The 23,996-nt window shown below is 64.6% G+C and carries 23 protein-coding genes; 12 read left to right on the top strand and 11 right to left on the bottom strand.

Annotated elements, in window-relative coordinates:
- Nucleotides 1-208: 208 nt before the first annotated feature.
- The 5 genes from ACMAUO_RS08515 to ACMAUO_RS08495 form a co-directional block, all read right to left on the bottom strand.
- On the bottom strand, nt 209-1,126 hold the full coding sequence (locus ACMAUO_RS08515) for a cytochrome-c peroxidase (RefSeq protein ID WP_420356486.1): 918 nt from the start codon (nt 1,124-1,126) through the stop codon (nt 209-211).
- Nucleotides 1,123-1,662, bottom strand: a complete 540-nt coding sequence (locus tag ACMAUO_RS08510) for a hypothetical protein (RefSeq protein ID WP_420356485.1) — start codon at nt 1,660-1,662, stop codon at nt 1,123-1,125. Before ACMAUO_RS08510 ends, ACMAUO_RS08515 begins: the two co-directional genes overlap by 4 nt.
- An 806-nt stretch (nt 1,663-2,468) precedes the next feature.
- Nucleotides 2,469-3,665 carry an MFS transporter gene (locus ACMAUO_RS08505; protein WP_420356484.1) on the bottom strand — a complete coding sequence of 399 codons (1,197 nt, stop codon included), beginning with the start codon at nt 3,663-3,665 and terminating at the stop codon, nt 2,469-2,471.
- Nucleotides 3,666-3,819: 154 nt separating this feature from the next.
- Nucleotides 3,820-4,140, bottom strand: a complete 321-nt coding sequence (locus ACMAUO_RS08500; RefSeq protein ID WP_420356483.1) for a DMT family transporter — start codon at nt 4,138-4,140, stop codon at nt 3,820-3,822.
- 104 nt (nt 4,141-4,244) lie between these two features.
- On the bottom strand, nt 4,245-5,150 hold the full coding sequence (locus ACMAUO_RS08495; protein ID WP_420356482.1) for a LysR substrate-binding domain-containing protein: 906 nt from the start codon (nt 5,148-5,150) through the stop codon (nt 4,245-4,247).
- Nucleotides 5,151-5,337: 187 nt separating this feature from the next.
- On the opposite strand from ACMAUO_RS08495, the gene hglS reads away from it, so the two are divergent.
- From hglS to ACMAUO_RS08465, 6 genes are all read left to right on the top strand, one after another.
- Complete coding sequence (gene hglS / locus ACMAUO_RS08490) at nt 5,338-6,705, top strand: 2-oxoadipate dioxygenase/decarboxylase HglS (RefSeq protein ID WP_420356481.1); 1,368 nt, start codon at nt 5,338-5,340, stop codon at nt 6,703-6,705.
- A gap of 38 nt (nt 6,706-6,743) precedes the next feature.
- On the top strand, nt 6,744-8,039 hold the full coding sequence (locus ACMAUO_RS08485; protein ID WP_420356480.1) for an NAD(P)/FAD-dependent oxidoreductase: 1,296 nt from the start codon (nt 6,744-6,746) through the stop codon (nt 8,037-8,039).
- Nucleotides 8,040-8,176: 137 nt separating this feature from the next.
- Entirely contained in the window at nt 8,177-9,697 is a 1,521-nt protein-coding gene (gene amaB / locus ACMAUO_RS08480) for an L-piperidine-6-carboxylate dehydrogenase (protein ID WP_420356479.1), read from the top strand.
- 448 nt (nt 9,698-10,145) lie between these two features.
- Nucleotides 10,146-12,008 carry a CHASE2 domain-containing protein gene (locus ACMAUO_RS08475; RefSeq protein ID WP_420356478.1) on the top strand — a complete coding sequence of 621 codons (1,863 nt, stop codon included), beginning with the start codon at nt 10,146-10,148 and terminating at the stop codon, nt 12,006-12,008.
- Between the two features lie 55 nt (nt 12,009-12,063).
- The gene (locus tag ACMAUO_RS08470) at nt 12,064-12,420 is read left to right on the top strand and encodes a hypothetical protein (protein ID WP_420356477.1); all 357 of its coding nucleotides are present in this window, start codon (nt 12,064-12,066) and stop codon (nt 12,418-12,420) included.
- Nucleotides 12,410-13,900 carry a M48 family metallopeptidase gene (locus tag ACMAUO_RS08465; RefSeq protein ID WP_420356476.1) on the top strand — a complete coding sequence of 497 codons (1,491 nt, stop codon included), beginning with the start codon at nt 12,410-12,412 and terminating at the stop codon, nt 13,898-13,900. Before ACMAUO_RS08470 ends, ACMAUO_RS08465 begins: the two co-directional genes overlap by 11 nt.
- 375 nt (nt 13,901-14,275) lie before the next feature.
- Here ACMAUO_RS08465 and ACMAUO_RS08460 read toward each other — a convergent pair whose 3' ends face one another.
- Nucleotides 14,276-14,701 (bottom strand): NUDIX domain-containing protein, encoded by a 426-nt coding sequence (locus ACMAUO_RS08460; RefSeq protein WP_420356475.1) that lies wholly within the window; start codon nt 14,699-14,701, stop codon nt 14,276-14,278.
- A gap of 205 nt (nt 14,702-14,906) precedes the next feature.
- Between ACMAUO_RS08460 and ACMAUO_RS08455 the strand changes: the two genes are divergently transcribed.
- Together ACMAUO_RS08455 and ACMAUO_RS08450 are read left to right on the top strand one after the other, a co-directional pair.
- Nucleotides 14,907-15,515 carry a YceI family protein gene (locus ACMAUO_RS08455; RefSeq protein ID WP_420356474.1) on the top strand — a complete coding sequence of 203 codons (609 nt, stop codon included), beginning with the start codon at nt 14,907-14,909 and terminating at the stop codon, nt 15,513-15,515.
- A 149-nt stretch (nt 15,516-15,664) separates the two neighbouring features.
- The gene (locus tag ACMAUO_RS08450; protein ID WP_420356473.1) at nt 15,665-15,850 is read left to right on the top strand and encodes a hypothetical protein; all 186 of its coding nucleotides are present in this window, start codon (nt 15,665-15,667) and stop codon (nt 15,848-15,850) included.
- 17 nt (nt 15,851-15,867) lie between these two features.
- Here ACMAUO_RS08450 and ACMAUO_RS08445 read toward each other — a convergent pair whose 3' ends face one another.
- Nucleotides 15,868-16,455, bottom strand: coding sequence for a TetR/AcrR family transcriptional regulator (locus tag ACMAUO_RS08445; RefSeq protein WP_420356472.1), 588 nt, complete (start codon nt 16,453-16,455; stop codon nt 15,868-15,870).
- Between the two features lie 134 nt (nt 16,456-16,589).
- On the opposite strand from ACMAUO_RS08445, the gene ACMAUO_RS08440 reads away from it, so the two are divergent.
- Nucleotides 16,590-17,879 carry an MFS transporter gene (locus ACMAUO_RS08440; protein ID WP_420356471.1) on the top strand — a complete coding sequence of 430 codons (1,290 nt, stop codon included), beginning with the start codon at nt 16,590-16,592 and terminating at the stop codon, nt 17,877-17,879.
- Nucleotides 17,880-17,948: 69 nt separating this feature from the next.
- Here ACMAUO_RS08440 and ACMAUO_RS08435 read toward each other — a convergent pair whose 3' ends face one another.
- Nucleotides 17,949-18,410, bottom strand: a complete 462-nt coding sequence (locus tag ACMAUO_RS08435) for a UrcA family protein (RefSeq protein WP_420356470.1) — start codon at nt 18,408-18,410, stop codon at nt 17,949-17,951.
- A 214-nt stretch (nt 18,411-18,624) separates the two neighbouring features.
- Complete coding sequence (locus tag ACMAUO_RS08430) at nt 18,625-19,716, bottom strand: saccharopine dehydrogenase family protein (protein WP_420356469.1); 1,092 nt, start codon at nt 19,714-19,716, stop codon at nt 18,625-18,627.
- 111 nt (nt 19,717-19,827) lie between these two features.
- On the opposite strand from ACMAUO_RS08430, the gene ACMAUO_RS08425 reads away from it, so the two are divergent.
- From ACMAUO_RS08425 to poxB, 3 genes are all read left to right on the top strand, one after another.
- A complete protein-coding gene (locus ACMAUO_RS08425) occupies nt 19,828-20,289 on the top strand; it encodes an Lrp/AsnC family transcriptional regulator (protein WP_420356468.1) in 462 nt (153 codons plus the stop codon).
- Nucleotides 20,290-20,399: 110 nt separating this feature from the next.
- A complete protein-coding gene (locus tag ACMAUO_RS08420) occupies nt 20,400-20,657 on the top strand; it encodes a hypothetical protein (protein WP_420356467.1) in 258 nt (85 codons plus the stop codon).
- Nucleotides 20,658-20,911: 254 nt separating this feature from the next.
- Complete coding sequence (poxB, locus tag ACMAUO_RS08415) at nt 20,912-22,648, top strand: ubiquinone-dependent pyruvate dehydrogenase (RefSeq protein WP_420356466.1); 1,737 nt, start codon at nt 20,912-20,914, stop codon at nt 22,646-22,648.
- 432 nt (nt 22,649-23,080) lie between these two features.
- Here the strand turns inward: poxB and ACMAUO_RS08410 are convergent, their stop codons facing one another.
- Together ACMAUO_RS08410 and ACMAUO_RS08405 are read right to left on the bottom strand one after the other, a co-directional pair.
- A complete protein-coding gene (locus tag ACMAUO_RS08410; protein ID WP_420356465.1) occupies nt 23,081-23,467 on the bottom strand; it encodes an MAPEG family protein in 387 nt (128 codons plus the stop codon).
- A gap of 19 nt (nt 23,468-23,486) precedes the next feature.
- Nucleotides 23,487-23,756: a hypothetical protein gene (locus ACMAUO_RS08405; protein WP_420356464.1), complete on the bottom strand. Its 270-nt coding sequence runs from the start codon at nt 23,754-23,756 to the stop codon at nt 23,487-23,489.
- Between the last annotated feature and the right edge of the window lie 240 nt (nt 23,757-23,996).

Below are 23,996 nucleotides of genomic sequence, written 5' to 3'. Positions count from 1 at the left end.
GAAAAAAGTGGACGACCATTAGGAATTTTTCCAGCAGTCTCGCAGAGCCTGACTGAAAATGTGGGTTGGTGAGCGAGAGCGGCCCGGAACGGGCCGCGCCCGGCGTGTGTTTTTGAGCATCGGAGCGGAGCGGCCTTGATGGCCGTGAGCACCGAAGCGCAGGAAACGCGCGTCGGATCGCCGCCAGCGCGCATTTTCGGTCAGGCTCTCAGGCGGGGCAGGCCTCGGGTGGGAGGGCGAGGGCCGGGTCGTGCAGGAAATGTTCGTCGGTCAGGGCCCGCAGGAAGGATTCCAGGGCTGCTTCGTCGTCGTCCGGGAGGGTTTGTCCGTGGGCGGCGATTGCCTGGCGCAGGGTGGGGGCCGATCCGTCATGCAGGTAGGGGGCGGTGACCGCGACATTGCGCAGGGAGGGGGTTCTGATCCGGGCCGGGTGAGACGGGTCGATGGTGTGGAAGCGCATGTCGGTGAACAGCATGCCTGTGTGGCAGGCGGCGCAGTGGGCGCGCCCGAAGAACAGGGCCTGTCCATGTGCCGCTTCCGCCGCAAGTGCGCCGTGGCCCTGCCGGGTCTGGTCCCATGCGCTGCCGCGCGAGACCAGCGTGCGTTCGAAAAGGGCGACGGCCGCGGCGATCGTGTCGGCGTCGATGCGGCCGCCGGTGCGGGGGAAGGCGCGGGCGAACAGCACGCGGTAGCAGGCATTGCGGGCGATGCGGTTGGTCAGCGTCGCGCGGTCGGGCATGCCCATTTCCACCGGGTGGTGGCCCATGACCGGGATGAAGAACTGTCGGTCCAGCCGCGTTACATGCTGGTCGATCCAGGTCAGGGTCGAGAATGCGCCGACATTGGCCAGAGACGGCACGTTGCGTACGCCCGGCTCGTCGGTTACGCCGGGATGGGTGCGGTTGCCGTCGGCGAAGGCGTGGCGCTGGGCATGGCAGGTGGCGCAGGACATGCTGCCGTCCGCCGACAGGTCGGCATCATAGAACAGGCGGCGGCCGAGCTGTACGCCGGCTTCCTGCGTCGTTGTCCGGGATGGGGTGGCGGCGGCTCCGGCCAGGATGGGGAGGCAAAGCGCGACCGCGAGGCCGAGCGGGACGAGGCGCAGCCACGCGCCCTGGCGCGTCACGGCACCGGCACTACCATGATTTCGATTTCCGGCTTGCCGCTGCCGCTGAGCTGGATGACGGCGCGCCCGGCCGGCAGCGGAAAATCGACCATCTTGCCGATTCCGCTGCAGGCTGGTCCATGCTCGTGGTGGGTGGAGCCTATGGCGGCGCCGTCGCGCACGACGTCCAGCCACGCGCGGGCGTTGAGCATGACCCGGTAGGTGCCTGCCTTGGGGGCATCGAAGGCGACCATGCCGCCCGAACTGACCGTGCCGCCGGGTTCGTCGGGGCGGAGGGCATAGCTGACGTCCGGCGTCGGCCGCAGGGCCACTAGTACAGCCTGCCCCGGCGGGAGGACGGCGTGATCGAGCGCGGAGACGGTGCCGGCCGCTTCGAAGTGGGTAGGGGAGGCCCATGCGCGCAGATCGTCGGGGAGGACCGGCTTGTCTGGCATGCAGTCCGCCTGCGGGGTGTCCGCCCGGGTGGGAGCGGACAGGGTGAGCCCGAGCATCAGGGCGGCGAGGGTGGAGATGACGAATGGTTTCGCGCTTGCCATGGTGCCTTTCCGCAGTCCTGTATCGCTTTGGGTCTGTATCTGAATTCTATACGGGCTGTGCCGAAATCAGAAATGCAAGCCTGCCGGCCGCCCGGTCGCGCGCCACGCCGCGCGTCGGCTGTGCGGATTCGGAAGGACTCCGGCGGCGATCTGTTTCGGAAGGGAGTCAAGCATGAATCGTTATGAAGCTGTGAATTGTTTCGGCGGAGGAGTCCTTGAGAAAGTGTACCGGAATCATGGATATTTTGTCATGGCTCTCTTGACTGCATGAAAAGGGCGGAAAACCAGCATTTTTTTTGGTGCTGGCCGGTGGCGGGCGCGTCGTGATTATCCACAGAATCCGGGGGTACCCTTCTGGATAACTCTGTGGATTGCTTGTCCGGAAACAGGCCTGATCGCGACGAAGCCCACGTTTCCTGATTTGTTCCGGCCGGGTGGGGAACGAAAAGGGGGGTGCGGTGGTACCCCCTGACATTCTCTCCGGGTGGCTGTGAATGATTTGCCGATGGGGGCAGTCATAAAACTGACATGGAATCAAGAGGCTTTTCAGGGAACAGATGCAATCATGCCGGGAGCGGCGGAAAACTGCCATTTTTCGGATTTCGACCTGCTCCGGGACAGCGCGGATTATCCACAGAATCCGGGGATACCCCTCTGGATAACTCTGTGGGCGGATGCCGCTGGGGCTTGAATCCGACCGACCTTGTTCTGTTCTTCCCGGTTTGTTCCCGCGTTGGCACCAAAAAAGGCCGGGCCCGAAGGCCCGGCCGAGGGTGTTTGCACAACGCTTCGCTCTTATCCGACTCTCAATCGTCGTGTTCGGTGGGGGGGAGGCTGTGCGGAAAGGCGGCGGGATTGAAAAAGCCCAGCAGGATGCCGCCCAGTGCCACGGCGATGGCCAATGGGGTGAGGACGCCGAAGCCGGCATGGGTCAGCACCTGTCCGCCTGCCGCGGAACCCAGGAGGATGCCCACGTTGCTGGCGGAATTGATCGCGGCACCGGCCACGTCGGGACGGGTGGCGCGGGCGCGGATCGCGCCGGACATGACGAAGGGGATGATGGCCGAATAGCCGATGCACCATAGCCCCACGGCGGCCACGGCCGCCCAGCCGGACAGGATGTGCCCGTACATCAGCCCCATGCCGATCAGCATGGCCAGGCCGCCGCCCAGCAGGCCCGCGCCGGGGTTGCGGTCGACGAACTGCCCGGCACCCCACAGGCCGAGGATGCTGACGCCGCCCGTCAGCAGCAGGGCGATGCTCAGGGTGCCGGTGGTCAGCCCATGGTCGAGCAGAAGCGGCGTGACATAGGTGTAGAGCAGGTTGTGCGCGAAGAAGAACACGGCGTCGACCGCCACCACGATCAGGAAGACCCGCATGACCCGGCGGGAGGCCACGCTGGGCAGGCTGCTGCGGACATTCGGGGGAGACGAGACCGGCGGCAGGAAAAAGGCGATGCACAGGGTGAGCACGGCTGCCAGTGCGGTCATGACGAACATGGCGATCCGCCAGCTTGCCAGATGCCCGATGGCCGCCGCGCCCGGCACGCCCAGGATGGCACCCAGCGAGGTGCCCCCATAGACGAAGGAAATGGCCCGCCCGGTCATGTTCTGGGGCACCAGGCGTGCCGCATAGGCGGAGGTGATCGACATCAGCAGCGCATGCGCCAGCCCGCCGATCAGCCGGCCGGCGCACAGGAGCAGGAAAGTGGGGGCCATCGCCACGACCAGATTGGACAGGACATAGCCCGACAGCGAGAGGAGCATCAGCCGCTTGCGGTCGATATGCGCGGTCATGATCGTGAGCGGGACGGCGCCGAGGGCGACCATCAGGGCAAAGGCGCTGACGGCCAGCCCGGCATGGCCTTCCGGAATGTGGAAGGTCTGCGCCATCTCGATCAGGATGCCGACGGGGGCGACCTCACTGGTCAGTGCCGTGAAGGTACAGGCAAACAATGCCCAGAGGCCGATGACGGCGCTGGTCGGCAGGGTTTTGAAAAGCATGGGGAACCTGTTGCGAATATAGAAATCGCCGGGCTGACGGCGATTCTTCGAAAACCCTTCTGGCATTCCCCGGCGCAGAACGGAATAGACAGTTTTCGAGAGGCTGGAACCTGGCCGGCGGCTATGGGGCGGGCAGGTGGCGGCCGACCATGCCTTAACCGCCGCTGGACAGTTTCATCAGCACCAGGCCGCTCGTGATCAGGAGGGCGGCCAGGATGCGCGGGGGGCTGGCGGCATCGCCGAGAAACAGGATGCCGACCAGAAAGGCCCCGATCGCCCCGATGCCTGTCCAGACCGTGTAGGCGGTCCCGAGCGGCAGATGTTTCATGGAAAGCGACAGCAGGGCGAAGCTGGCGATCATCCCGGTGATGGTTATCGCGGAGGGGACAAGGCGCGTGAAACCCTGGGATTCCTTCATCGCGGAGGCCCAGACGACTTCCAGCAATCCAGCGATCGTCAGCATAAGCCACGACATGGCGGTCTCCATTCAGAGCCGCCGGGCCGTCCCGGACCTGAAAACCCGCAAGAGGGGCGAGGACGTGGCCTCGGGAATTTACATAGGACGGGATGGGGGGAGGATCAATCGCCCAGCTCGCCCGGCAAGGCTGTCTTCAGCAGCCAGGCGCGGAAGGTCTGGAACGGGCCGTAGCTGCCATGGTTCGCGGGGTAGGCCAGGTAGTAGGCGCCTTCGCTGTGGAGCGTCCGGCCCGGCAGTTCGACCAGGCGGCCGCTCTCCAGCAGGTCCGACGCCAGGAAGCGTGGCAGCAGGGCGACGCCGGCCCCGGCCGCGGCGGCCTGCGCGATGAAGGTGAACTGGTCGCACAGCATGCCGTGGACCTTCAGGGCCTCCACGCCCTGGGCGGCGAACCATCGCTCCCACGCATCGGGGCGGGAGACCAGGTGCAGCAGCGGGGCATCCAGCAGGTCGGCCGGCGTGCGGAAGGCATGGCGGGCGAGCAGGGCGGGGCTACAGGTGGCGACGACCTGTTCGGACATCAGGAAATCCATGTCAGCACCCGTCCATTCCGCCGCGCCGAAATGGATGGCGGCGTGGAGCGTGTCCGCCGAGAAATCGAAGGGAAGCGGGCGGGACATCAGGTTGATCGTGATGTCGGGGTGGGCGCGCATGAAATCCGGCAGGCGGGGGGCAAGCCATTGGGCGCCGAAGGTGGGCAGCACGCCCAGATTGACGGCGCCGCCGGTGGGGTTGGCGCGAAAGCCCAGCGTGGCGGTGGCGATATGGCGCAGGGCCTCGCGGATTTCGCGGGCATAGGCCTCGCCCGCCAGCGTGAGGCGCACCGTCTGCCGGTCGCGCACGAACAGGTCGGCGCCCAGTTGCTGCTCCAGCGCGCGGATATGCCGGCTGATCGCGCTCTGGGTCAGGTGCAGTTCCCGCGCGGCGGCGGTGAAGCTTTCCAGACGGGCGGCGGCCTCGAAGGAATGCAGCAGCAGGGTGGGAGGCAGGAAACGTCGCGCGGTCGCCATGTCAGCCCGTGGGAGCAAAGGGGAAATGGCCGCGGGATGGGCGGGTCATTCCAGATCCGCATGATGTCAGTTTTCTTTATCGTTTGAAAGGCGGGGCGGCGTCGCGAATGATGTGGAATCAGAACAATAGGCGGGCCGCGCCAGTGGCGCCCGACAGGGTGGGGAACGTGTGGTGGAAAAGACCGGGATGATCGGCGCGGATGAGATCCGGGCCCGTTTCGCGCGGGCGATGTCGGATATGTATCGCCAGGAAGTGCCGCAATATGGCGCGTTGATTGAACTGGTCGCGCGGGTGAATGCGCGGGTTCTGCATGATGACCCGGTGCTGAAGGCGCGGCTGGAGGCGACCGGGGCGCTGGCGCGGCTGGATGTGGAACGGCATGGCGCGATCCGGCTGGGAACGGCGGCGGAACTGGCTACCATGCGCCGGCTGTTTGCCGTGATGGGCATGGCGCCGGTGGGGTATTACGATCTTTCGGTCGCAGGGATTCCGGTGCATTCCACCGCCTTTCGGCCGGTCGATGAGGCGGCGCTGGGGCGCAATCCGTTCCGTGTCTTTACCTCGCTGCTGCGGCTGGACCTGATCGCGGATGCCGGCCTGCGGGCCGAGGCCGAGCGTATTCTGGCGGCGCGGCGGATTTTCACGCCCGGTGTGCTGGCGCTGGTCGGGCAGTGGGAGGAAGAGGGCGGCCTTGCGGACGCGCAGGCGGATCTGTTTGTCCGCGAGGCGCTGGAGACGTTCCGCTGGCATCGCGAGGCGACGGTCAGCGCGGCGACCTATCGCCGCCTGCATGATGCGCATCGGCTGATCGCGGATGTGGTGTGCTTCAAGGGGCCGCATATCAATCATCTGACGCCGCGTACGCTGGATATCGATGCGGCGCAGGCCGAAATGCCGTCCTATGGCATGCGCGCCAAGGATGTGATCGAGGGGCCGCCGCGCCGGGCCTGCCCGATCCTGCTGCGGCAGACCAGTTTTGCGGCGCTGGAGGAACCGATCCTGTTTGTCGGTGAGGGCCATGCGGGCGAGGATGGATGCCATACCGCCCGTTTCGGCGAGATCGAGCAGCGCGGTGTGGCCCTGACCCCGCAAGGGCGGGCGCTGTATGATCGCCTGCTGCGTGCCGCGCGGGACGACGGGCCGGACGATGTGCCCTATGGGGTGCGGCTGGAACGTGCCTTCATGCGGTTTCCCGATACCGAGGACGAACTGCGCGGGCAGGAACTGGCCTATTTCCGGTACGATCTGGCCGATGCCGCCATCCTGCCGCCGGGCCTTTCGGCCGATGCGCCGATCGGGGAACTGGTGCGCGCGGGCGCGGTCGTGGCGACGCCGATCACCTACGAGGATTTTCTGCCGGTGAGCGCGGCGGGGATCTTCCGCTCCAATCTGGGTGGCGGGGGTGGTGCAAATTATGCGGCCAGTACCGATCGCGCGGGGTTCGAGGCCGCTCTGGGAGCGGAGGTTCTGGATGAATGCGCGCTGTATGCGGGCCTTCAGGACCGATCCATCGCCGATATCCGGGAACGTCTGCGGGACGTGGTTGCCGGGTGACGGCCGTTGGGATCATCGGGAAGGGAAAGAGCGGGGCGATGAGAAACGATCCGCGTAGCCATGGATTGTGGGAACTGTCCGCGCCGGCCGCGCCTGCCACCGTGGCGCTGGCCGGGGATGTGGAGGCCGATGTCGCCATTATCGGCGCGGGCTATACCGGCCTGTCGGCGGCGCTGCATCTGGCTTCGGCCGGGGTTTCGGTGGTGGTGCTGGAGGCGGTGGAGGTCGGGTTCGGCGGGTCCGGGCGGAATGTCGGGCTGGTCAATGCCGGGTTGTGGGTCATGCCCGAGGATGTGATCGACGGGCTGGGGCCGGTTCATGGCCCGCGCATTCTCCGGCTGCTGGGGGATGCGCCTTCCGTGGTGTTCGATCTCGTTGCGCGCCATGGCATTGCCTGTGAGGCCGAGCATACCGGCACGTTGCATTGCGGGGTCGGGCATGCGGGGCTGGCCAGCCTGAAGGAGCGGGAGCGCCAGTGGCGGCGGCTGGGCGCGCCGGTGCGGCTGCTGGACCCGGGCGAGACGCGGGAGATGGTGGGCAGCGGCGTGTATGAAGGGGCGCTGCTGGATGCGCGGGCCGGGACCATCCAGCCTTTGGCCTATGCGCGTGGGTTGGCGGGGGCGGCGCTGGCGGCTGGGGCGCGGATTCATACCGCCAGTCCGGTTGTTTCGGCCCGGCAGGAAGGGGGCCAATGGCGGTTGCGGACGGCGGCGGGCAGCGTGCGGGCGCCGAAGGTGATCGTGGCGACCAATGCCTATACGCATGCCGATGTCGGTGGGTTATGGCCCGAGATCAGGGCGGAGCTGATTCATCTGCCCTATTTCAACATCGCCACCGTGCCGCTGGACGCGGGGCAACTGCGGTCCGTGCTGCCGACGAAGCAGGGGGCGTGGGATACGAAGGAGGTGCTGACGTCTTTCCGTCTCGACCGGGCGGGGCGCCTGGTGATCGGCAGCGTGGGGGCGTTGCGGGGGGCGGGATTGGCCGTGCATCGGCAGTGGGCGGCGCGCGCGCTGGCGCGGATCTATCCCCAGCTTGCGGGCATCGGGTTCGAGAGCGAGTGGTTCGGCAGTATCGGGATGACGGTCGATGACCTGCCGCGCCTGCATCTGCTGGCGGAGAATGTCGTCTCCATCAGCGGTTATAACGGGCGGGGTATTGCACCGGGCACGGTGTTCGGCCGCGTGCTGGCGGATTTCACGCGGGGCGTGGTATCCGAGGCGGAATTGCCGTTGCCGGTGACCAGGGTGGTTCCGGCCCGTGCCCGGCGGGCGCGGGAGGCGATGTATGAATATGGCTCGGCCGCCGTGCATCTCGTGACGGCGCGGTTGTAGGAAAGATTTCTTCTTTTATCCGTTCAGGAGCATCGCGTGCTCCCGGCACAAATTGCTGAACGAATCAAAAGTTTTTTGGTTCTTTTTTTCAAAAAAGAACGGAAGCCAGACGCATGAAGAGAGAAAGCGGAGAGACGATGACAAACCTGATAGCTTCCGAGGTGCATGACCTGCTGGTGGGTCTGGGCGTGCCGGCCGCGCGGTTCACGGGTGGGACGCTGGCGGTGCGTTCGCCGGTGACCGGCGAGGAGATCGCGCGGGTGGTCGAGACGACGCCGGATGACGCGCGCCGCACGATCGGCGCGGCGGCGGAGGCGTTCAAGGCGTGGCGCCGGGTGCCTGCGCCGCGTCGTGGCGAGCTGGTGCGTCTGCTGGGCGAGGAATTGCGGGCCAGCAAGGTGGCGCTGGGCCGGCTGGTGACGCTGGAAGTGGGCAAGGTCGTGTCCGAGGGCCTGGGCGAGGTCCAGGAAATGATCGATATCTGCGACTTCGCGGTCGGGCTGTCGCGGCAGCTTTATGGCCTGACGATCCAGTCGGAACGGCCGGATCATCGGCTGACGGAGCAGTGGCATCCGGCGGGCGTGGTCGGCGTGATCTCGGCGTTCAATTTCCCCGTGGCGGTGTGGTCGTGGAACGCGGCGCTGGCGTTTGTCTGCGGCGATCCGGTGGTGTGGAAGCCGTCGGAGAAGACGCCGCTGACCGCGCTGGCGGTGCAGGCGCTGTTCGAGCGGGCGGTGGCGCGCTTTGGTGACGACGCGCCGGCCGAGCTCGGCACGCTACTGATCGGCGGGCGGGAGATCGGCGAACTGCTGGTGGAGGATGCGCGGGTGCCGGTGGTTTCGGCGACCGGATCGACCCGGATGGGGCGCGTGGTCGGCGAGCAGGTGGCGCGGCGCTTCGGCAAGTCGATCCTGGAACTGGGCGGCAACAATGCCTCGATCGTCACGCCGTCGGCCGACCTGGAACTGACGCTGCGCGCCGTGGCGTTTGGTGCGATGGGGACGGCCGGGCAGCGCTGCACCACGCTGCGCCGGCTGATCGTGCATGAAAGCGTCTATGACGCGCTGGTGCCGCGCCTGGCGCAGGTTTATCAGCGCATTTCCGTTGGCAGCCCGATCGACAGCGATGCGCTGGTGGGGCCGCTGATCGACGGGGCGGCGTTCGAGGCGATGCAGGCCAGCCTGCGCGATGCGGCGGCGCATGGCGGCATCGTGCATGGTGGCGAGCGGGTCGATGTGAACGGGGCCGGGTCGTTCTATGCGCGCCCCGCGCTGGTGGAAATGCCGGGGCAGGTCGGGCCGGTGCGTGAGGAAACCTTTGCGCCGATCCTGTATGTTCTGAAATACCGCGATCTGGAGGATGCGATCGCGTTGCAGAACGATGTGCCGCAGGGCCTGTCTTCCTCCATCTTCGGCAATGACCTGCGGGAGATCGAGCAGTTTCTGTCGGGCGCGGGTTCGGATTGCGGGATCGCCAACGTCAATATGGGGCCGTCCGGTGCGGAAATCGGGGGTGCCTTTGGGGGCGAGAAGGAGACCGGTGGGGGCCGGGAATCCGGATCGGATGCGTGGCGGGCCTATATGCGGCGGCAGACGAATGCGATCAATTATGGTCGCACCCTGCCGCTGGCGCAGGGGGTGACGTTCGATATCGGTTGACGGAGTGGGTCGGGGCAGGATGCCCCGACCGCTTGTCTGGAGGTGAGGGCCGCTATGGCCGCGGGACGCGGCAAGTCGGCTCACTGCTCGGGTTACGATAGAGCGGAACGCATCCCGACGGTGTTTTTTGATGGTCCTTGAGCTTTCGAACAGGCTCCCCAGGCAACGTCGCCAGGGTGATCGTACTGATTGTATTGGAGCAGGTGGCAAGTCATAAGGGGACTGGGCCGAATACGGTGTTATGGACCCATGTACAGGGTGACTTGTGGCTCCCAGTGCTGGCCCGCAGTATAGGGTCTCCGAAAATATGTCTGTATAATAAAGAAATTTCTGATTTCCTGTTTCTGTAATCAATAATTCATGGCAAGTCGGATTATGTCGATTGACACAATAGTCACAATCGCGTAACAGAAATTATTTTCATCAACTGTATAGAATGGTCAGTTGTTTGTCTGAAAATAAGAAAACGCGGCCTTCGGCGGCGGTTAATGCTTCCAAGCCTCACAGTGCCCGGCCCTCTTTCCGCTGTCCGATCTGCTATTTCATTTTGATGATTCTGTTCTGGGTGCTGTTCAAGCTGCTTGATCCGCTGGCGATGGAAAGTGCCACCAAAGCATCGTCCGCCCGCTTTCTCGCCGGTATTTCCGATGCGTTCTACGGCATGCAGGCGGACCCCGCTCGTAATCGAATTGCCGTTGTGGAAGTAACGGATACTGATCTGAGCTCAAAATACTTCGATGCCACATGGCCACTGACTTATGCCCGCCATGCCGAACTGATTGACCGCATGTTGGATGCGAAGCCGGCGGCCATCATGGTGGATATCCGGTTCAATGTCGAACGGGCTGGCGAAAGCCTGCACGATGCCTTCGATCCCGTCATCGCACGGGCAAAGCAGATGGGTGTTCCGCTCTTTTTCGCCCGTGGAAAGCTGGGCGAAGGATATGACGACCTGCCCGCTCCCCTGACGGATCTGCAGGTTGTCAATGGGTGGGATATGCGCACCGGCTTCTACCCTTTGCTGCTTGCCCCCCCTGCGCCCGAAGCGCCCGAAGCGGCCGGGACTGAGGGCCGGCCGGGTAAGGAGGAAGAAGAGGAAACGCCCAAGACCGTGCCGGTTGCGGCGTTTGCATTATACCGGGCCCTATGTGCTTCCGGGTGGCAAAAATCCTGCCCCGCCGACTTGTCCGAGCGTACATTCGGCCAACCGCTGGTCGAACGATGGGGACTTCGTGCATCACAACACCAGGAACTGTACGCCAAGACGGAGGGATGCACGTTCGATGCGCGTGACAGGCCGGCGTCTCGCGTGGGCGATGCAGTCAGTATCGCGTTACGTGCGTTATTCGGCTATTTCAGCGAGAATATTCGCCAGAACTGCCAGTATCATCTGACGGTCCCCGCGCGATACCTGGACCGGAATCTCGAGCCCGATATTACCGCTCTTGAACCCGCGTTGAAAAACCGGGTGGTGTTTTATGGAACACAGATCAACGGCGATCACGACGTGGTGGACGTGCCCATGATCGGCGCGGTTCCAGGCGTGCAAGAACACGCCATGGTGCTGGACAACCTGCTGACCTACAACGCGCATTACTTCCGCGAACCGGGAGAGTGGATCGACAGGGAATGGCTGACAATCGATTCCGCCGAGTGTCTGGAATTTTTCGTCTGGATGCTTTTTGCCACCTATGGATACAGTACACTCAGGCAGAAACCCGTCATGAGGGCGTCGGGATGGAAGATCGCGCTGGGTGTCGCGGTCGTCATGATGCTGGCTGTAGGCAGCTTATATGTCACTGGCCGTGCCAGTGAACATGAAATGCTGTTTGCGGCTGGAATATCCTGCGTGATTTTGAGCGCATATGCATGGGCACAAGACGCAAGCCGAAAAATAGCCGATAGCATACCCAGCCATAACGGACGCATCGGGGCAGGCGTGTCGCTGCTTTGCGTGTGTCTTCTCGGAATGGATGTCCGGTTCATGCGTCACAGCATGTACGGGATCTGGGCACTCTTCATCGCCTACACCATACTGGGCCTATTGCTGTATTTTTCGATCCTTATCTTCCGCAAGAAACCTCAGGAGCGTCGCTACTTCGGGAAGCTCTGGCTCAGCGTGACTATTGTCGCGGTCATGTTTGTTCTGAATGAGGATTTTCTGCTCTGGCCGATGGAAGACTGGATCGGTTTCGTCCTGCTCTGGCTGGCGTTGGGCGAAACAGAGGAAGACCGCAGTTTCGTGCGCACCTTGCTGGAACGCTGGCCAGGAAAATGCGTGTCTGTAAAAAACAATAATACGTTAGAATAATAATAAGTAATATTTTTTCTCGTGACCGGAATATGAAACAGACAAGGATATTGGAATGAAAAACTGTCTTGTCGCACTCGCCCTTACTCTCCTGCCTTCGGTTAGTTCAGCCGCAACTGTTCTGGGAACATTTGACCTGCCAACCGTCACGCGCTTTACCGCCGACGGCAAACCAGCGGAAAAAATTCCGGCCACGACCGTGATCGGCAAGCCGGTTATCGGCGTGGTCGCAGGTGCTTACAAGCTGCTCAAGATTCAGACGGACCAGGGAATCGTCTTCGTTCGCCCGGCTGCAGTAAAGGTTGATGTGCCCCCCAGCAGTCTGCCGATGCTCACTTGCAAGCAAGGTATCGCGCCCGGCTTGATGACAAGCCAGATGCGCGGCAGCAACGGCCTGACGGATGGATGCTAAAACAATGCGGCGCAGCTTCTTTTCACGGATGATGTTCGGTTTGTGCGCGGCAACGGTTCTGGGCGGTCCCGCCACGGGCGGCATTGCGCATGCGGCGGACAGATTTATCGACGATGTCACAATTCCCGATGCTTACCCGCCCCCACCGCCGGAAACGCAGGCGCTTGCTCCGTTCAACCTGCAGGAAACCGGAACCTTCCAGGATCCCTCGACAGAAGCTTACCTGAGAGGAATCGTTAACCGCCTGCTTGTGGGATGGAAGGGCCCGGTACCGGACATTCCGATTTTCCTTGTTCCGAGCATGTCGTTTGCCAGCGAGGTATCGGCGGGCGGTGTGATGTTCATTTACGCCGGCACGCTCGACTACATGCGGAAAACCCCGGATGTGCAAACCGAAGACATGATTGCCTTCGTGCTGGCGCATGAACTTTCCCATATCCTGCTGGGCCATACCCGCCGTCGGACGGATACGCAGGATACAACCCAGCGCGTGCTGGGGGGGATCGACCTGGCGTCCTCCATCGTCTCCAGGTTCAATATCGGTGGCATGGGCCATGTCGCAAAGATGGCGCTGTTGTCCGATTTCGGCAGCAACCTGTTGTCGGCACAAACCGCATTCCCGGCATGGTCACGCAAGCAGGAGAAGGCCGCCGATCTCATGGCCATCGACCTTATGGCGCAGGCGGGCTATTCTCTGGATGCGGCCTCGACCATGCTAGGCCTGATCGCTCAGGATGAAGAGCAGATCAATGCGCAGAAGGCGAAAAGCCAGAAGAGTCTCATCGAAGCCGGTCCGGCACAGTCGGCGAACGGGCAGCAGGGCTTTGGCATAAAAATGAATGCTGGCTCATGGCTCATGCAAAAGTTTGATGCGCTGGGCGGTTCGCATCCGTCTGCCTCTGCCCGGCAGGAACGTGTGGCGCGGTATATTGCCCATACGTACGGCGACGTCATGAATCCGGAACATCGCGTACCATTTCAAAAATTCATCAACACCCCTCATATGACCACCATGCTCCGCGATGTGCAGAGCCTGAACGAAATGTCCGATCAAATACGGGCGAAGAATTTCAGGACGGTCGTGGCGGAACAAAGCCATCTGCGTGAACCTCTGGCCAGCAGCCAGCTTTCGCTCTTTTACGGCGCGATTGCCAATGATGCCGTGCATCATCCTTCCCCCGCAGCAACCAACATGGTTGCGCGTGCGGCCGACCGGCCGGACGTGACGAGGCAAATCGTGTACCTTGAAATAGGGAGCCTTGAAGATCAGGGGAAAAATGATCAGGCATTAGCCTATATGGCTAAAATGCAGGATGCCTTCCAGGATGCCTCATTTTATATTGCGCGCATCCATCTGCTGCGCAAGATGAACCGAACGAACGATGCAAGCCTGCTTGCCATGGAATGCGTCGGTCATGGCGACACCGCCCTTCGTGATGCCTGTGTTGCTGCCAGCAAGGGAGAGGACGGCGGCGGCTGATCCAGTGATGCCGTCTGTACCATCGAACATGAAAGCCCCCGGCTTAACGGGGAAGCAAGAGGCCGTTTGAAAGGCCGTTTGAAAGGCGCTTTCCCGGGCGTGCCGCGAAGTGGCACGCCCGGCGTTAGAGCATTTCCACCGAACACAGGTTCGGTTGAAATGCTCTAGTTTATTGTTTTTACGAGCATCTTCGCCTGTTCGAACGCACACGTTCAAACAGGATCTGCTCTAGTTGGCCTGCATCAGGCCCGGTCACGGCCGGGAAGGCACGGATCAGGCAGCAGGAACGTGAGGTTCGGGCGCTTTGTCCGGCCAAACTGTCGGAGCCTGACCGAAAATGCGCGCCGGCGGCGATCCGACGCGCGTTTCCCGCGCTCAAAGTCCATTCTTCCGCATAGCCGCGAGTGCCTGTCGTGTCGCTTCGGTCAGTGGGACGGGCAACGCCGTCAGCGGGAACCAGCCCCAGTCGGCCAGGGCGTGGGGCTCCCGGATGGCGGGGGTGCCGCCCTGGATGGTGGCCAGGAAGACGGGGGCGACCCAGTGCGTGGCGCGGGGGCGGTCGATCTGGTCGACGACGCAGAGCAGGCGGGTGAGGGTGATGGTGATGCCGAGTTCTTCGGCGATCTCGCGGATCGTGGCGTCGGCGACCGTCTCGTAGGGGTCGAGCTTGCCGCCGGGGAGGCCCCAGTGGCCGGATTCCGGGTCTCGCCGGCGGAGGACCAGCAGCAATCTGCCGTCATCGAGGATCGCTGCGCCGCAGCCGACGCGGGGGATGGGAGCGGGTTGGGGGCTGGCTGTCATGGGGGCAGGATAACCGAACGGGCGGGGCGTGCCATCGGGCGTGCCACGGGGTGGGTGGCCGGTGCAAAAATGGAAACGATCCATTTCCGGCATTTTTGTCATTGGATCGGTGGGCGTCCGGTATGTCTGGATGGAGCGGAATGGCTCGGGCCGGTTCGGCCCGGGTGTTCGGTGTGGATTTGTTCAGATTTCGGAGTTCGTTCTCATGACGCGCAGCGCCTCTTCGCTTTTCGCCGCCCTGGCCCTTGCCGCCAGCCTACCCCTCGCCGCCCAGGCGGCAACTGGCCCGGCCGAGGTGCAGGCGGGGCATTATGCGGTCGAGCCCGGCCATACGCAGGTCGGTTTCTCGGTGTTGCATTTCGGCTTTACCAACTACGCGGGCGTGTTTTCCAACGTGTCCGGCACGCTGGAGCTGAATGTGAAGAACCCGGCGGCGTCCAGCCTGTCGGTGACGATCCCCATCGCTTCGGTGCAGACCACCAGCGACGTGCTGAACGGCGAGCTGAAGGGGGCGGAGTGGTTCGATGCCGGGAAATTCCCCGATGCCACCTTCGTCTCGACCAGTGTGAAGCTGACGGGCGGGAGCGATGCCGTGGTGACCGGGAACCTGACGCTGCATGGCGCGACGAAGCCCGAGACGCTGAAGGTGCATTTCATCGGTGCCGGTGTGAACCCGATCGACAAGAAATATACTACCGGCTTCGAGGCCACCGGCACCATCAAGCGCAGCGATTTCGGCGTGAGCAAATATGTGCCCTATGTCAGCGACGAAGTGGCCCTGCGCATTGCCGGCGCCTTCGAAAAGCAGGACTGACCGCCAATGATCGCACCCGCGCGGGTGCGGGTGCGATCGTCCTCGCTCAAGATGTTTCGATTGTGGTATGATTTGGGAAGCCGGATATCGCCACGCCCCGATCTCTTCCATAGGATGGTGTTTTCCGGACAGGACGAGGGATATCAGGCATGCGGCATCGCGGCGAAAATGACCATTTTTCGGAAGTCAGCATGCTTCTGGCCGAAATCCAGTCGGACGTGGAGCAGATGAACAGGCGGGCGCAGTCCCTCCCGCAGACGCCCGCGATCCTGCGCGAGGGGATCGCGGCGCTGGCCGACAAGATTGATGCCCTGTGTGACCTGAACCGCCGATAGGGCGGCGGGCTACCCGGTTATCGCGGCCCGCACTGTGCCTCGATCAGCAGGCGGGCGCAGTCTGCCACCCGTGCCGCCGGGCCCGGCGGCGGGAAAGCCTGGCCCACGACATAGGCGCCCTCCATCAGCAGGACCAGGCCGTCGGCGAGGCTGTCCGGGTCGGCGGCCCCCATCTGGTCGGCGCGTTCGACCAGCCAGTCCCGCACCTGATGCTTCAGGCGCGCGGCTTCCTGCCGCACCGGGTGCGTGCGGTCCGGATAGTCGAGGATGGCGTTGGTGAGCGCGCAGCCGCGATAGTCGGCAGCGGCGGAACGCTCCGCCAGCCCTTCGAAATAGGCCAGGACCTGGGCGCGCGGGTCTGCGGGGTGGGCGGCGCGGACGATGGCGATCCGGTCCCAGAAACATTGCTGGTAGTCGGCGAGAAAGGCGGTGGCCAGGCCGTCCTTGGAATGGAAGGCGCGGTAGAGCGACGGCTTGGTGACGCCCGCGTTCTGCACGATCTCCTCCACGCCGACGGCCCTGATACCCTGCCGGTAGAACAGGTCGCGCGCCGATGTGCGGATCCGCTCGGCGGCGGTGGGGCGTCGGGAAGGGGGAGTGGACATGCGCGAAACCCGCTTGACGATGTTACCGATCGGTACCTAACGTGGGCTGGCCCTGGAGGCTCTGCCGAAGCGTCGATGAGGCGCAGGTACGCGCGGGGCTCTGGCAACAGCAACAGAACTGACCGGTCAGTACTATGAGCGTGATCCCAGCCCCTCGCAAGGTTTCCCGGCCCGCGCGCACCTATGCGGTGGTGGTCGGGCTGACCTTTCTCTCGCTTCTGGTTTCGGCCGGGGTGCGGGCGACGCCGGGTGTGCTGATGATGCCCTTGCAGATGGAACTGGGCTGGAGCCGGGCCGGGATCTCGGCCACGGCGGCGTTCGGTATCTTCCTCTATGGTTTCGTCGGCCCGTTTTCGGCGGCGCTGATGCAGGCGGTGGGGATACGCCGCACGCTGGTCGGTGCGCTGCTGCTGGTCGGTGGGGCCAGTTTCCTGTCCCTGTTCATGACGCAGCCCTGGCAGTTCTTTATGACCTGGGGCGTGCTGACCGGGCTGGGCACCGGGGCGGTGGCGATGGTGCTGGGGGCGACGGTGGTGAATCGCTGGTTCGTGGCCCGGCGCGGTACCGTGATGGGGCTGCTGGCGGCCAGTACGGCGACCGGATCGCTGTTCTTTCTGCCGGCGCTGGCGGCCCTGGCGCATGATCATGGCTGGCGGGCGCCGGTGCTGGCCGTCACTATCGCCTGTCTGCTGCTGGTGCCGCTGGTTGCGCTGTTCCTGCCGGAGCATCCCGAGCGGCTGGGGCTTCTGCCGCATGGGGCGCCGCCGGATTATGTTCCGCCGCCGCCGCCCGACCGGCATCCGCTGCGCATGGCGGTGGGGGCGTTGCGCGATGCGGTGCGGAAACGGGATTTCTGGTTTCTGTTCCTGACCTTTTTCGTGTGCGGCTTTACCACCAATGGCCTGATCGGCACGCATTTCATCGCCATCTGTGCCGATCATGGGATCGGCGAGGTGCCGGCGGCGGGCTATCTGGCCATGATGGGGCTGTGCGACCTGTTCGGTACCACGCTCTCCGGCTGGCTGACCGACCGGATGGATGCGCGCTGGCTGCTGTTTTCCTATTATGGGTTGCGGGGGGTGTCGCTGGTCGCGTTGCCGTTCTGCGATTTCTCGCCGGCCAGCCTGACGGTTTTCGGTATTTTCTACGGGCTGGACTGGATCGCGACCGTGCCGCCGACGCTGCGTCTGGCCACCTCGGCATTCGGCGAGCGCGCGGCGCCCGTGGTGTTCGGCTGGGTGGTGTTCGGGCACCAGATCGGCGCGGCCTGTGCCGCGTCGCTGGCCGGATTGCTGCGGCAGGCGCAGGGAAATTATCGCGACATGCTGGTGCTGGCGGGCTGCGCGGGGGTGCTGGCGGCGCTGATGGCGCTGGGAATTGGCCGGGCGCCCCTGCGTGCTCCGCTGCCGGCAGGGGGGCGGTAGAAGGAAGCCTTGCCCGCTCCCGGATCATGGCACGGGCGTGCGCATGATTCCGGGGACGGGGGCGTGAGGTTATTGCGGCAGGGGGTATCGGGTTGCGGCCTGCTCCACGTTGACGTCGTTGACGTCCCTCACCGCGCGCATCATGGCGTCGCGCCGGCAGTCCGAGCGCTCGATCGCTCGGCGCATGTCTCCGCTGAGTGCGGTGCTGTCGCCGCATACCGTCAATGCCGCACGGTCGATGCGCGATACCAGGTTGCCGGCTCCGGACGCGGTTGCCAGATCGGGCCGGTAATAGGGAACGGCGATTCGCTGGACTTCGCGTTCGCCCTGGCCTTCGACCGTGATCTCGTCGGGGGAGCTGCTGCTCTGGGCCCAGGCGGGATGCACGGGGGCCAGGACGGGCGACAGGCCGGCCAGGATGAACAGGCCGATTCCGATCGCCCTGGCGCGGCGGGAAGGGTGGGAGGATGTGGCTGCCAAAATTGGCGGGCCGAGAGCCGGTTCTGCCGGGTCGGCCTGCATAGGCGCCATACCATTCATCCGAACGGGATTGGTCATGACACACGCGCTCCAAGATCCACCTGGAAGGAAGCCAGTGCCGTCGCCTGCCGGAGATGCCCTCCGGCAGGGCCGTCTGACGTTTCATTCTCTAGGCCTGTGACCTGGCGGAAACCAGATCACATTCGGCAGGACCATGCCCGCTGTCACGCGGCGGGCGCATGTCGGGGCGCGGTGGGGCAGGCGCTCAGGCGGCGTGGCGGCGGCCCTGATAGACGCGGCCGAAGCGGTTTTCGAGGAAGGCGCCCAGCGCGATGTCTTCCTGCCGGATGACGCCGCGTGCCGGGAGGAGGCCGTCTTTCAGCAGGTCCAGCACCGCGCAGATCGCGCCGGCGGTGGTGATCTGGATCGCGGTGCGCGGGCGGCCGTTGACCGTCTCGCCATAGATGCGGCGGACGAAGCTTTCCTGCGTCAGCCGCCCGTCGCGCCAGCCGGAGACGGTGACGAAGACCAGCACGATGTCCTGCTGCGTGACGGGCAGCGCGTATTCGAGAATATCCTTGAACAGGTCGCGGCGTTCCGCCAGGCGCAGGTCGTGCAGCAGCATCTTCATCGCCTGGGCGTGGCCGGGGTAGCGGATGGTGCGGTAGTTCAGCTCGCGCACCGCGCCGGCATAGGTCTCGCACAGCGAGCCGAGGCCGCCCGAGGTGTTGAAGGCCTCGTAGGTCACGCCGTCGACCCCCAGCGTCTCCAGCCCTTCCAGGGCCGGCACCATGTGGCGCTCGCCGCCGACGATGGCCTCGCAGGGCTCGATATATTCGTTGATGACGCCGTCGGTGCTCCAGGTGAGGTTGTAGCCCAGCGCGTTGGAGGGAAATTCCGGCAGCGCGCCGACGCGCAGGTGGATCGTGTCCAGCTTTTCGAAACGCTGGGCGATGTCGTGGGCGACGATGGAGACGAAGCCGGGGGCGAGGCCGCATTGCGGGATGAAGGTGGATTGCGCGCCCTCGGCCAGCGCGCGGACCGCGCGGGTGCTGGCGACGTCTTCCGTCAGGTCGAGATAATGGATGCCGGCGGTGGCGGCGGCGGTGGCGATGGCGGTCGTCAGGTGATAGGGGGCGGCGGAGAGGACGGCGTAATGGCCCTCCATCAACGGGGCGAGGGCGCCGTCCCGGGCGATATCGACCCGGACCTTGCGCACCTGGGGGCCGACATCGGCACGGTCGAGGCCCGGCTGGTCGCGGTCGATCAGCGTGACGGCGTAATCGCCGGTCGCATCGAGGAAGTCCGCGATCGTCGAACCGATCTTGCCTGCGCCGACCACGAGTATCTTCTTCATGCCCATCGTTCCTGCTGCTGATGCGATACGGAGATGGAACGAAGGAACGCGGCCGGACACAATGGACAGCGTGACGTGCGATCGGTGCTTTCTTTCGGCAGAATGTCGGATATGATCGGCATTATGCAACCGGACGAGACGGACAAGACCCTGCTGGCCCTGCTGGAGGGCAATGCGCGGATGTCGACCGTGGCCCTTGCGCGCCGGGTCGGCCTGTCGCGCACCACGGTGCAGAGCCGGATCGAGCGGATGGAGCGGGCCGGGGTGATCGCCGGCTATACGACCGTGACCCCCGCGCGTGACGTCGACGCGGTGCGGGCGCATGTGATGATCACGGTCACGCCACGGCATGCGGCTTCGGTAGAAGCCGCCCTGCGCGCGATCCGCGAAATCCGCGAACTGCATGCCGTCAGCGGCCTGGTGGACATGATCGCCATCGTGGGCGCGGCTTCGACCGAGACCATCAACCGGGTGATCGACCGGATCGGCATGCTGGACGGGGTGGAGCGGACAACCTCGGCGATCATTCTTTCCACGCGGTTCCGGCGGCGGGGAACGGATCCGGCGTCGTGACCCTGCGGGCCAGGGGCGACGTTCCGGGCGGTTCGAACTATCGGAGAGGCAATGCGTTGAAAAGGCGAGAATTGTGGGGCGGAGGCCCCGATCGTCGAGGAGACGCGACCTTGAAATATTCAGCATTGGCCCCCTTCGTCCTTGTCGTCTTTTTCCTGGGTACGGCGCATGCCGCGTCGCGTGAGGAGCAGAGCGCGGCCTGTCGGGGGGATGCGATCAAGCTGTGTACTTTTGCCATTCCCAATGAAGACAAGGTCACGGCCTGCATGAAGAAGAAGGTCGACCAGCTTTCGCCGCGCTGCCGGGCGATGTTCGAACCGGCGGGAAAGAAGAAGCCACGCCCGGGCAGGGCGAAGGCGCCATCGTGACGGCGCCCTGACTCCCTCGGCGGTAAGGCGGATCGGGGCCGGGACAAGGGAACCGGGACAATGGCGTTCCGTTCACGTCTTGTTGTGCCGGTTGGGGAAGCGGAACGGCATGGCGAGGGTCTGGCTGGGATTTTCGCATGGCATGCCGGGCGTGCATGCGGACATTCCCGGCGCGGCCCTGTCCGCATGCGTGCCGGGCTGATAGGGGCGTCTGACGATCCACCGACACGGTAACGCCTTTCGGGAGATATTGGATGCCTGCCAGCACCGTCGCCGATCTGATCGCCGATACACTTGTCGAGGCCGGGGTGAGCCGGATTTACGGCATTGTCGGCGACAGTCTCAACGGCCTGACCGAGGCGTTGCGCCTGCGGCCCGCGATTGAATGGGTGCATGTGCGCCATGAGGAGGTCGCGGCGTTCGCGGCCTCGGGCGAAGCGCAGGTGACGAACGGGCTGGCCGTCTGCGCGGGGTCGTGCGGGCCGGGGAACCTGCACCTGATCAATGGCCTGTTCGACGCGCATCGCAGCCGGACGCCGGTGCTGGCCATCGCGGCGCAGATTCCCTCAGCCGAGATCGGCGGTGGCTATTTCCAGGAGACGCATCCGCAGAACCTGTTCCGCGAGTGCAGCCATTATTGCGAACTCGTCTCCGACCCCGCGCAGCTTCCCTATGTGCTGGAAAATGCCATTCGCGCCGCCGTGGGGCAGCGTGGCGTGGCGGTGGTGGTGATTCCGGGGGATGTCGCGCTGCGTCCGGCGCCGCCGCGTGCCCATGCCGCGCGCCAGGGGTTGCTGCCGCCGCAGCCGCGCGTGCTGCCGGCGGAAGCCGAACTCGATGCGCTGGCGGAGATGCTGAACGGCGCCGCGCGCATCACCCTGTTCTGCGGGCGGGGGTGTGCGGGGGCGCATGGGCCGCTCATGCAACTGGCGGAGGCGCTGAAGAGCCCGACCGTCCATGCCCTGGGCGGCAAGGAGTGGGTTGAATACGACAACCCCTACGATGTCGGCATGACGGGCTTTATCGGGTTTTCGTCGGGCTATGCCGCGATGCAGGGATGTGACCTGCTGCTGATGCTCGGGACCGATTTTCCGTACAAGCAGTTCCTGCCCACGGATGCGCGGATCGCGCAGGTGGATATCCGGCCGGAGAATCTGGGGCGGCGCTGCAAGCTGGATCTGGGGCTGGTCGGCGATGTGGGGGCGACGATCACCGCGCTGCTGCCGAAGCTGAAGGTGAAGGCGGACCGGGCGCATCTGGATACCTGCCTGAGCCATTATGCCAAGGCGCGCGAGGGGCTGGACGATCTGGCGGTCGGCACGTCGGGGCGCAGGCCGATCCACCCCCAATATCTTGCGAAGCTGGTCAGCGAGGCGGCATCGGAAGATGCGGTGTTTACGGCGGATGTCGGCATGCCGACCATCTGGGCCGCCCGTTACCTCAAGATGAATGGCAAGCGCCGCCTGATCGGGTCGTGGGTGCATGGGTCCATGGCCAACGCCATGGCGCATGCGATCGGTATCCAGGCGGCGCAGCCGGGGCGGCAGGTGGTGTCGCTCTCGGGCGATGGCGGGTTTACCATGCTGATGGGCGACCTGATCACGCTGACGCAGCAGACGCTGCCGGTGAAGGTGGTGATATTCAATAATGGCGTGCTGGGCTTCGTTGCGCTGGAGATGAAGGCGGCGGGATTCGTCGATGTCGGCGTCGACCTGAAGAATCCGGATTTCGCGGCGATGGCGCGGGCCATGGGCATCCATGCCGTACGGGTGGAGGACCCGGGTGACCTGCCGGGGGCGGTGGCCGAAATCATGGCCCATGACGGGCCGGCGCTGCTCGACGTGGTGACGGCCACGCAGGAGCTTTCGCTGCCGCCGACGATCAAGGCCGAGCAGGTGAAGGGGTTCAGCCTTTATATCCTGCGGGCGATCATGAATGGGCGCGGGGATGAAATTCTCGATCTGGCCAAGACGAATCTGCTCAAACGCTGAGGCGGCCTGTCTGCGCTGACGATGCGGGCTTGATGGCTGCCTGCCGCGAAGCGCGGGAAATGCGCGTCGGATCGCCGGCAGGATGACTTTGTAAACAGCCTCTTGGAGCCTGACCGAAAATGTGGGCTGGTGAGCGAGAGCGCCGCATAGCGGCGCGCCCAGCGTGTGTTTTTGAGCATCGGAGCGGAGCGGCCTTGATGGCCGTGAGCACCGAAGCGCGGGAAATGCGCGTCGGATCGCCGGCAGGATGACTTTGCAAACAGCCTCTTGGAGCCTGACCGAAAATGTGGGCTGGTGAGCGAGAGCGCCGCATAGCGGCGCGCCCGGCGTGTGTTTTTGAGCATCGGAGCGGAGCGGCCTTGATGGCCGTGAGCACCGAAGCGCAGGAAACGCGCGTCGGATCGCCACCAGCGTGCATTTTCGGTCAGGCTCTTAGAAAATCTGTGCGATGATCAGTATGATACCGGCCACGCCCGTCAGCCATGCCAGCGTGCGGATGCCGGTGATGCCGGCGATGTAGCATCCGGCATGGATCACCCGTGCCCCCAGGAACAGCCAGGCGCCCAGCACGGTCATGGCGTTGGAGATGCCCGCCGCGCGGGCGATCAGCACGACGATGGCGAAGGGGAGCAGGTTTTCCACCAGGTTGCGGTGCGCGCGCAGGCCGCGCCCCGCGGCTCCCGTCGGTTCGGGGATGCCTTCGCGGTTGCCGATCAGGGCGGCCTGGCCGATCTGGCGGGCATGGAGCGGCCCGTAGAGCGCGGGCAGCGCAAGGCAGAGGATGGCGGACCACAGCAGGGCCCAGAGCTCCGACGTCATGGCGGGTGTGCCTCTCGCATCAGAAAGAAGAACAGGCTCCGGGCGCAACGCGGACGGTCGGCGGGAGTTCGGGCCGGGCGGGATTGGCGTGCCCTGCCTGCGCATCGGGGCGGGTCCCTTGATCGGGCGTACCCCGATGCGTGGCGGCGAAGGGGGATTCCCCGCAGGTCAGGGTGATGGATTGTCCGGCCTGATCGGCGGTGGTGGCCTGCCCGGCTTTTCCGGCGGCGGCGGGGAGCGGGTGGTGACGCCGGGGATCTTCTTGTTGCTCGGGTCCTTGAGGGGGCATGGGCCCGTCTTGCTGCGTTCCTTCTCGTTCATGCATTTCTGTTCGTGCGCGTGGGAGGGTGTGGACGTGGGCGTGGACGTGGACGGAGATGGAGATGGAGATTGGGTGGCTTGGGTCCATCCGGTCTGCGGTATGGAAAATGTGAGACCCGTTATAAAAAGCGCATATTTCGTGAAATGTGGCATGGAAGCCTCCGTCGCCTCGGGCATCAGATGGTTCTGAACCTGGAGAGAGGAACGG

The organism is Gluconacetobacter brunescens, assembly GCF_048695475.1.
GTDB lineage: Bacteria > Pseudomonadota > Alphaproteobacteria > Acetobacterales > Acetobacteraceae > Gluconacetobacter.
This window is presented reverse-complemented; position numbering and strand designations above follow the sequence as displayed.

Coding starts and splice junctions, on each gene's coding strand:
- ACMAUO_RS08500 (WP_420356483.1), bottom strand. CDS start 4,140: ATGTCGTGGCTTATGCTGACGATCGCTGGATTGCTGGAAGTCGTCTGG.
- ACMAUO_RS08465 (WP_420356476.1), top strand. CDS start 12,410: ATGGATGCTAAAACAATGCGGCGCAGCTTCTTTTCACGGATGATGTTC.
- ACMAUO_RS08450 (WP_420356473.1), top strand. CDS start 15,665: ATGCGGCATCGCGGCGAAAATGACCATTTTTCGGAAGTCAGCATGCTT.
- ACMAUO_RS08410 (WP_420356465.1), bottom strand. CDS start 23,467: ATGACGTCGGAGCTCTGGGCCCTGCTGTGGTCCGCCATCCTCTGCCTT.
- poxB (WP_420356466.1), top strand. CDS start 20,912: ATGCCTGCCAGCACCGTCGCCGATCTGATCGCCGATACACTTGTCGAG.
- ACMAUO_RS08455 (WP_420356474.1), top strand. CDS start 14,907: ATGACGCGCAGCGCCTCTTCGCTTTTCGCCGCCCTGGCCCTTGCCGCC.
- ACMAUO_RS08440 (WP_420356471.1), top strand. CDS start 16,590: ATGAGCGTGATCCCAGCCCCTCGCAAGGTTTCCCGGCCCGCGCGCACC.
- ACMAUO_RS08505 (WP_420356484.1), bottom strand. CDS start 3,665: ATGCTTTTCAAAACCCTGCCGACCAGCGCCGTCATCGGCCTCTGGGCA.
- ACMAUO_RS08425 (WP_420356468.1), top strand. CDS start 19,828: ATGATCGGCATTATGCAACCGGACGAGACGGACAAGACCCTGCTGGCC.
- ACMAUO_RS08495 (WP_420356482.1), bottom strand. CDS start 5,150: ATGGCGACCGCGCGACGTTTCCTGCCTCCCACCCTGCTGCTGCATTCC.
- ACMAUO_RS08405 (WP_420356464.1), bottom strand. CDS start 23,756: ATGCCCCCTCAAGGACCCGAGCAACAAGAAGATCCCCGGCGTCACCAC.
- amaB (WP_420356479.1), top strand. CDS start 8,177: ATGACAAACCTGATAGCTTCCGAGGTGCATGACCTGCTGGTGGGTCTG.
- ACMAUO_RS08435 (WP_420356470.1), bottom strand. CDS start 18,410: ATGGCGCCTATGCAGGCCGACCCGGCAGAACCGGCTCTCGGCCCGCCA.
- ACMAUO_RS08510 (WP_420356485.1), bottom strand. CDS start 1,662: ATGGCAAGCGCGAAACCATTCGTCATCTCCACCCTCGCCGCCCTGATG.
- ACMAUO_RS08460 (WP_420356475.1), bottom strand. CDS start 14,701: ATGACAGCCAGCCCCCAACCCGCTCCCATCCCCCGCGTCGGCTGCGGC.
- hglS (WP_420356481.1), top strand. CDS start 5,338: ATGATCGGCGCGGATGAGATCCGGGCCCGTTTCGCGCGGGCGATGTCG.
- ACMAUO_RS08485 (WP_420356480.1), top strand. CDS start 6,744: ATGAGAAACGATCCGCGTAGCCATGGATTGTGGGAACTGTCCGCGCCG.
- ACMAUO_RS08430 (WP_420356469.1), bottom strand. CDS start 19,716: ATGAAGAAGATACTCGTGGTCGGCGCAGGCAAGATCGGTTCGACGATC.
- ACMAUO_RS08445 (WP_420356472.1), bottom strand. CDS start 16,455: ATGTCCACTCCCCCTTCCCGACGCCCCACCGCCGCCGAGCGGATCCGC.
- ACMAUO_RS08470 (WP_420356477.1), top strand. CDS start 12,064: ATGAAAAACTGTCTTGTCGCACTCGCCCTTACTCTCCTGCCTTCGGTT.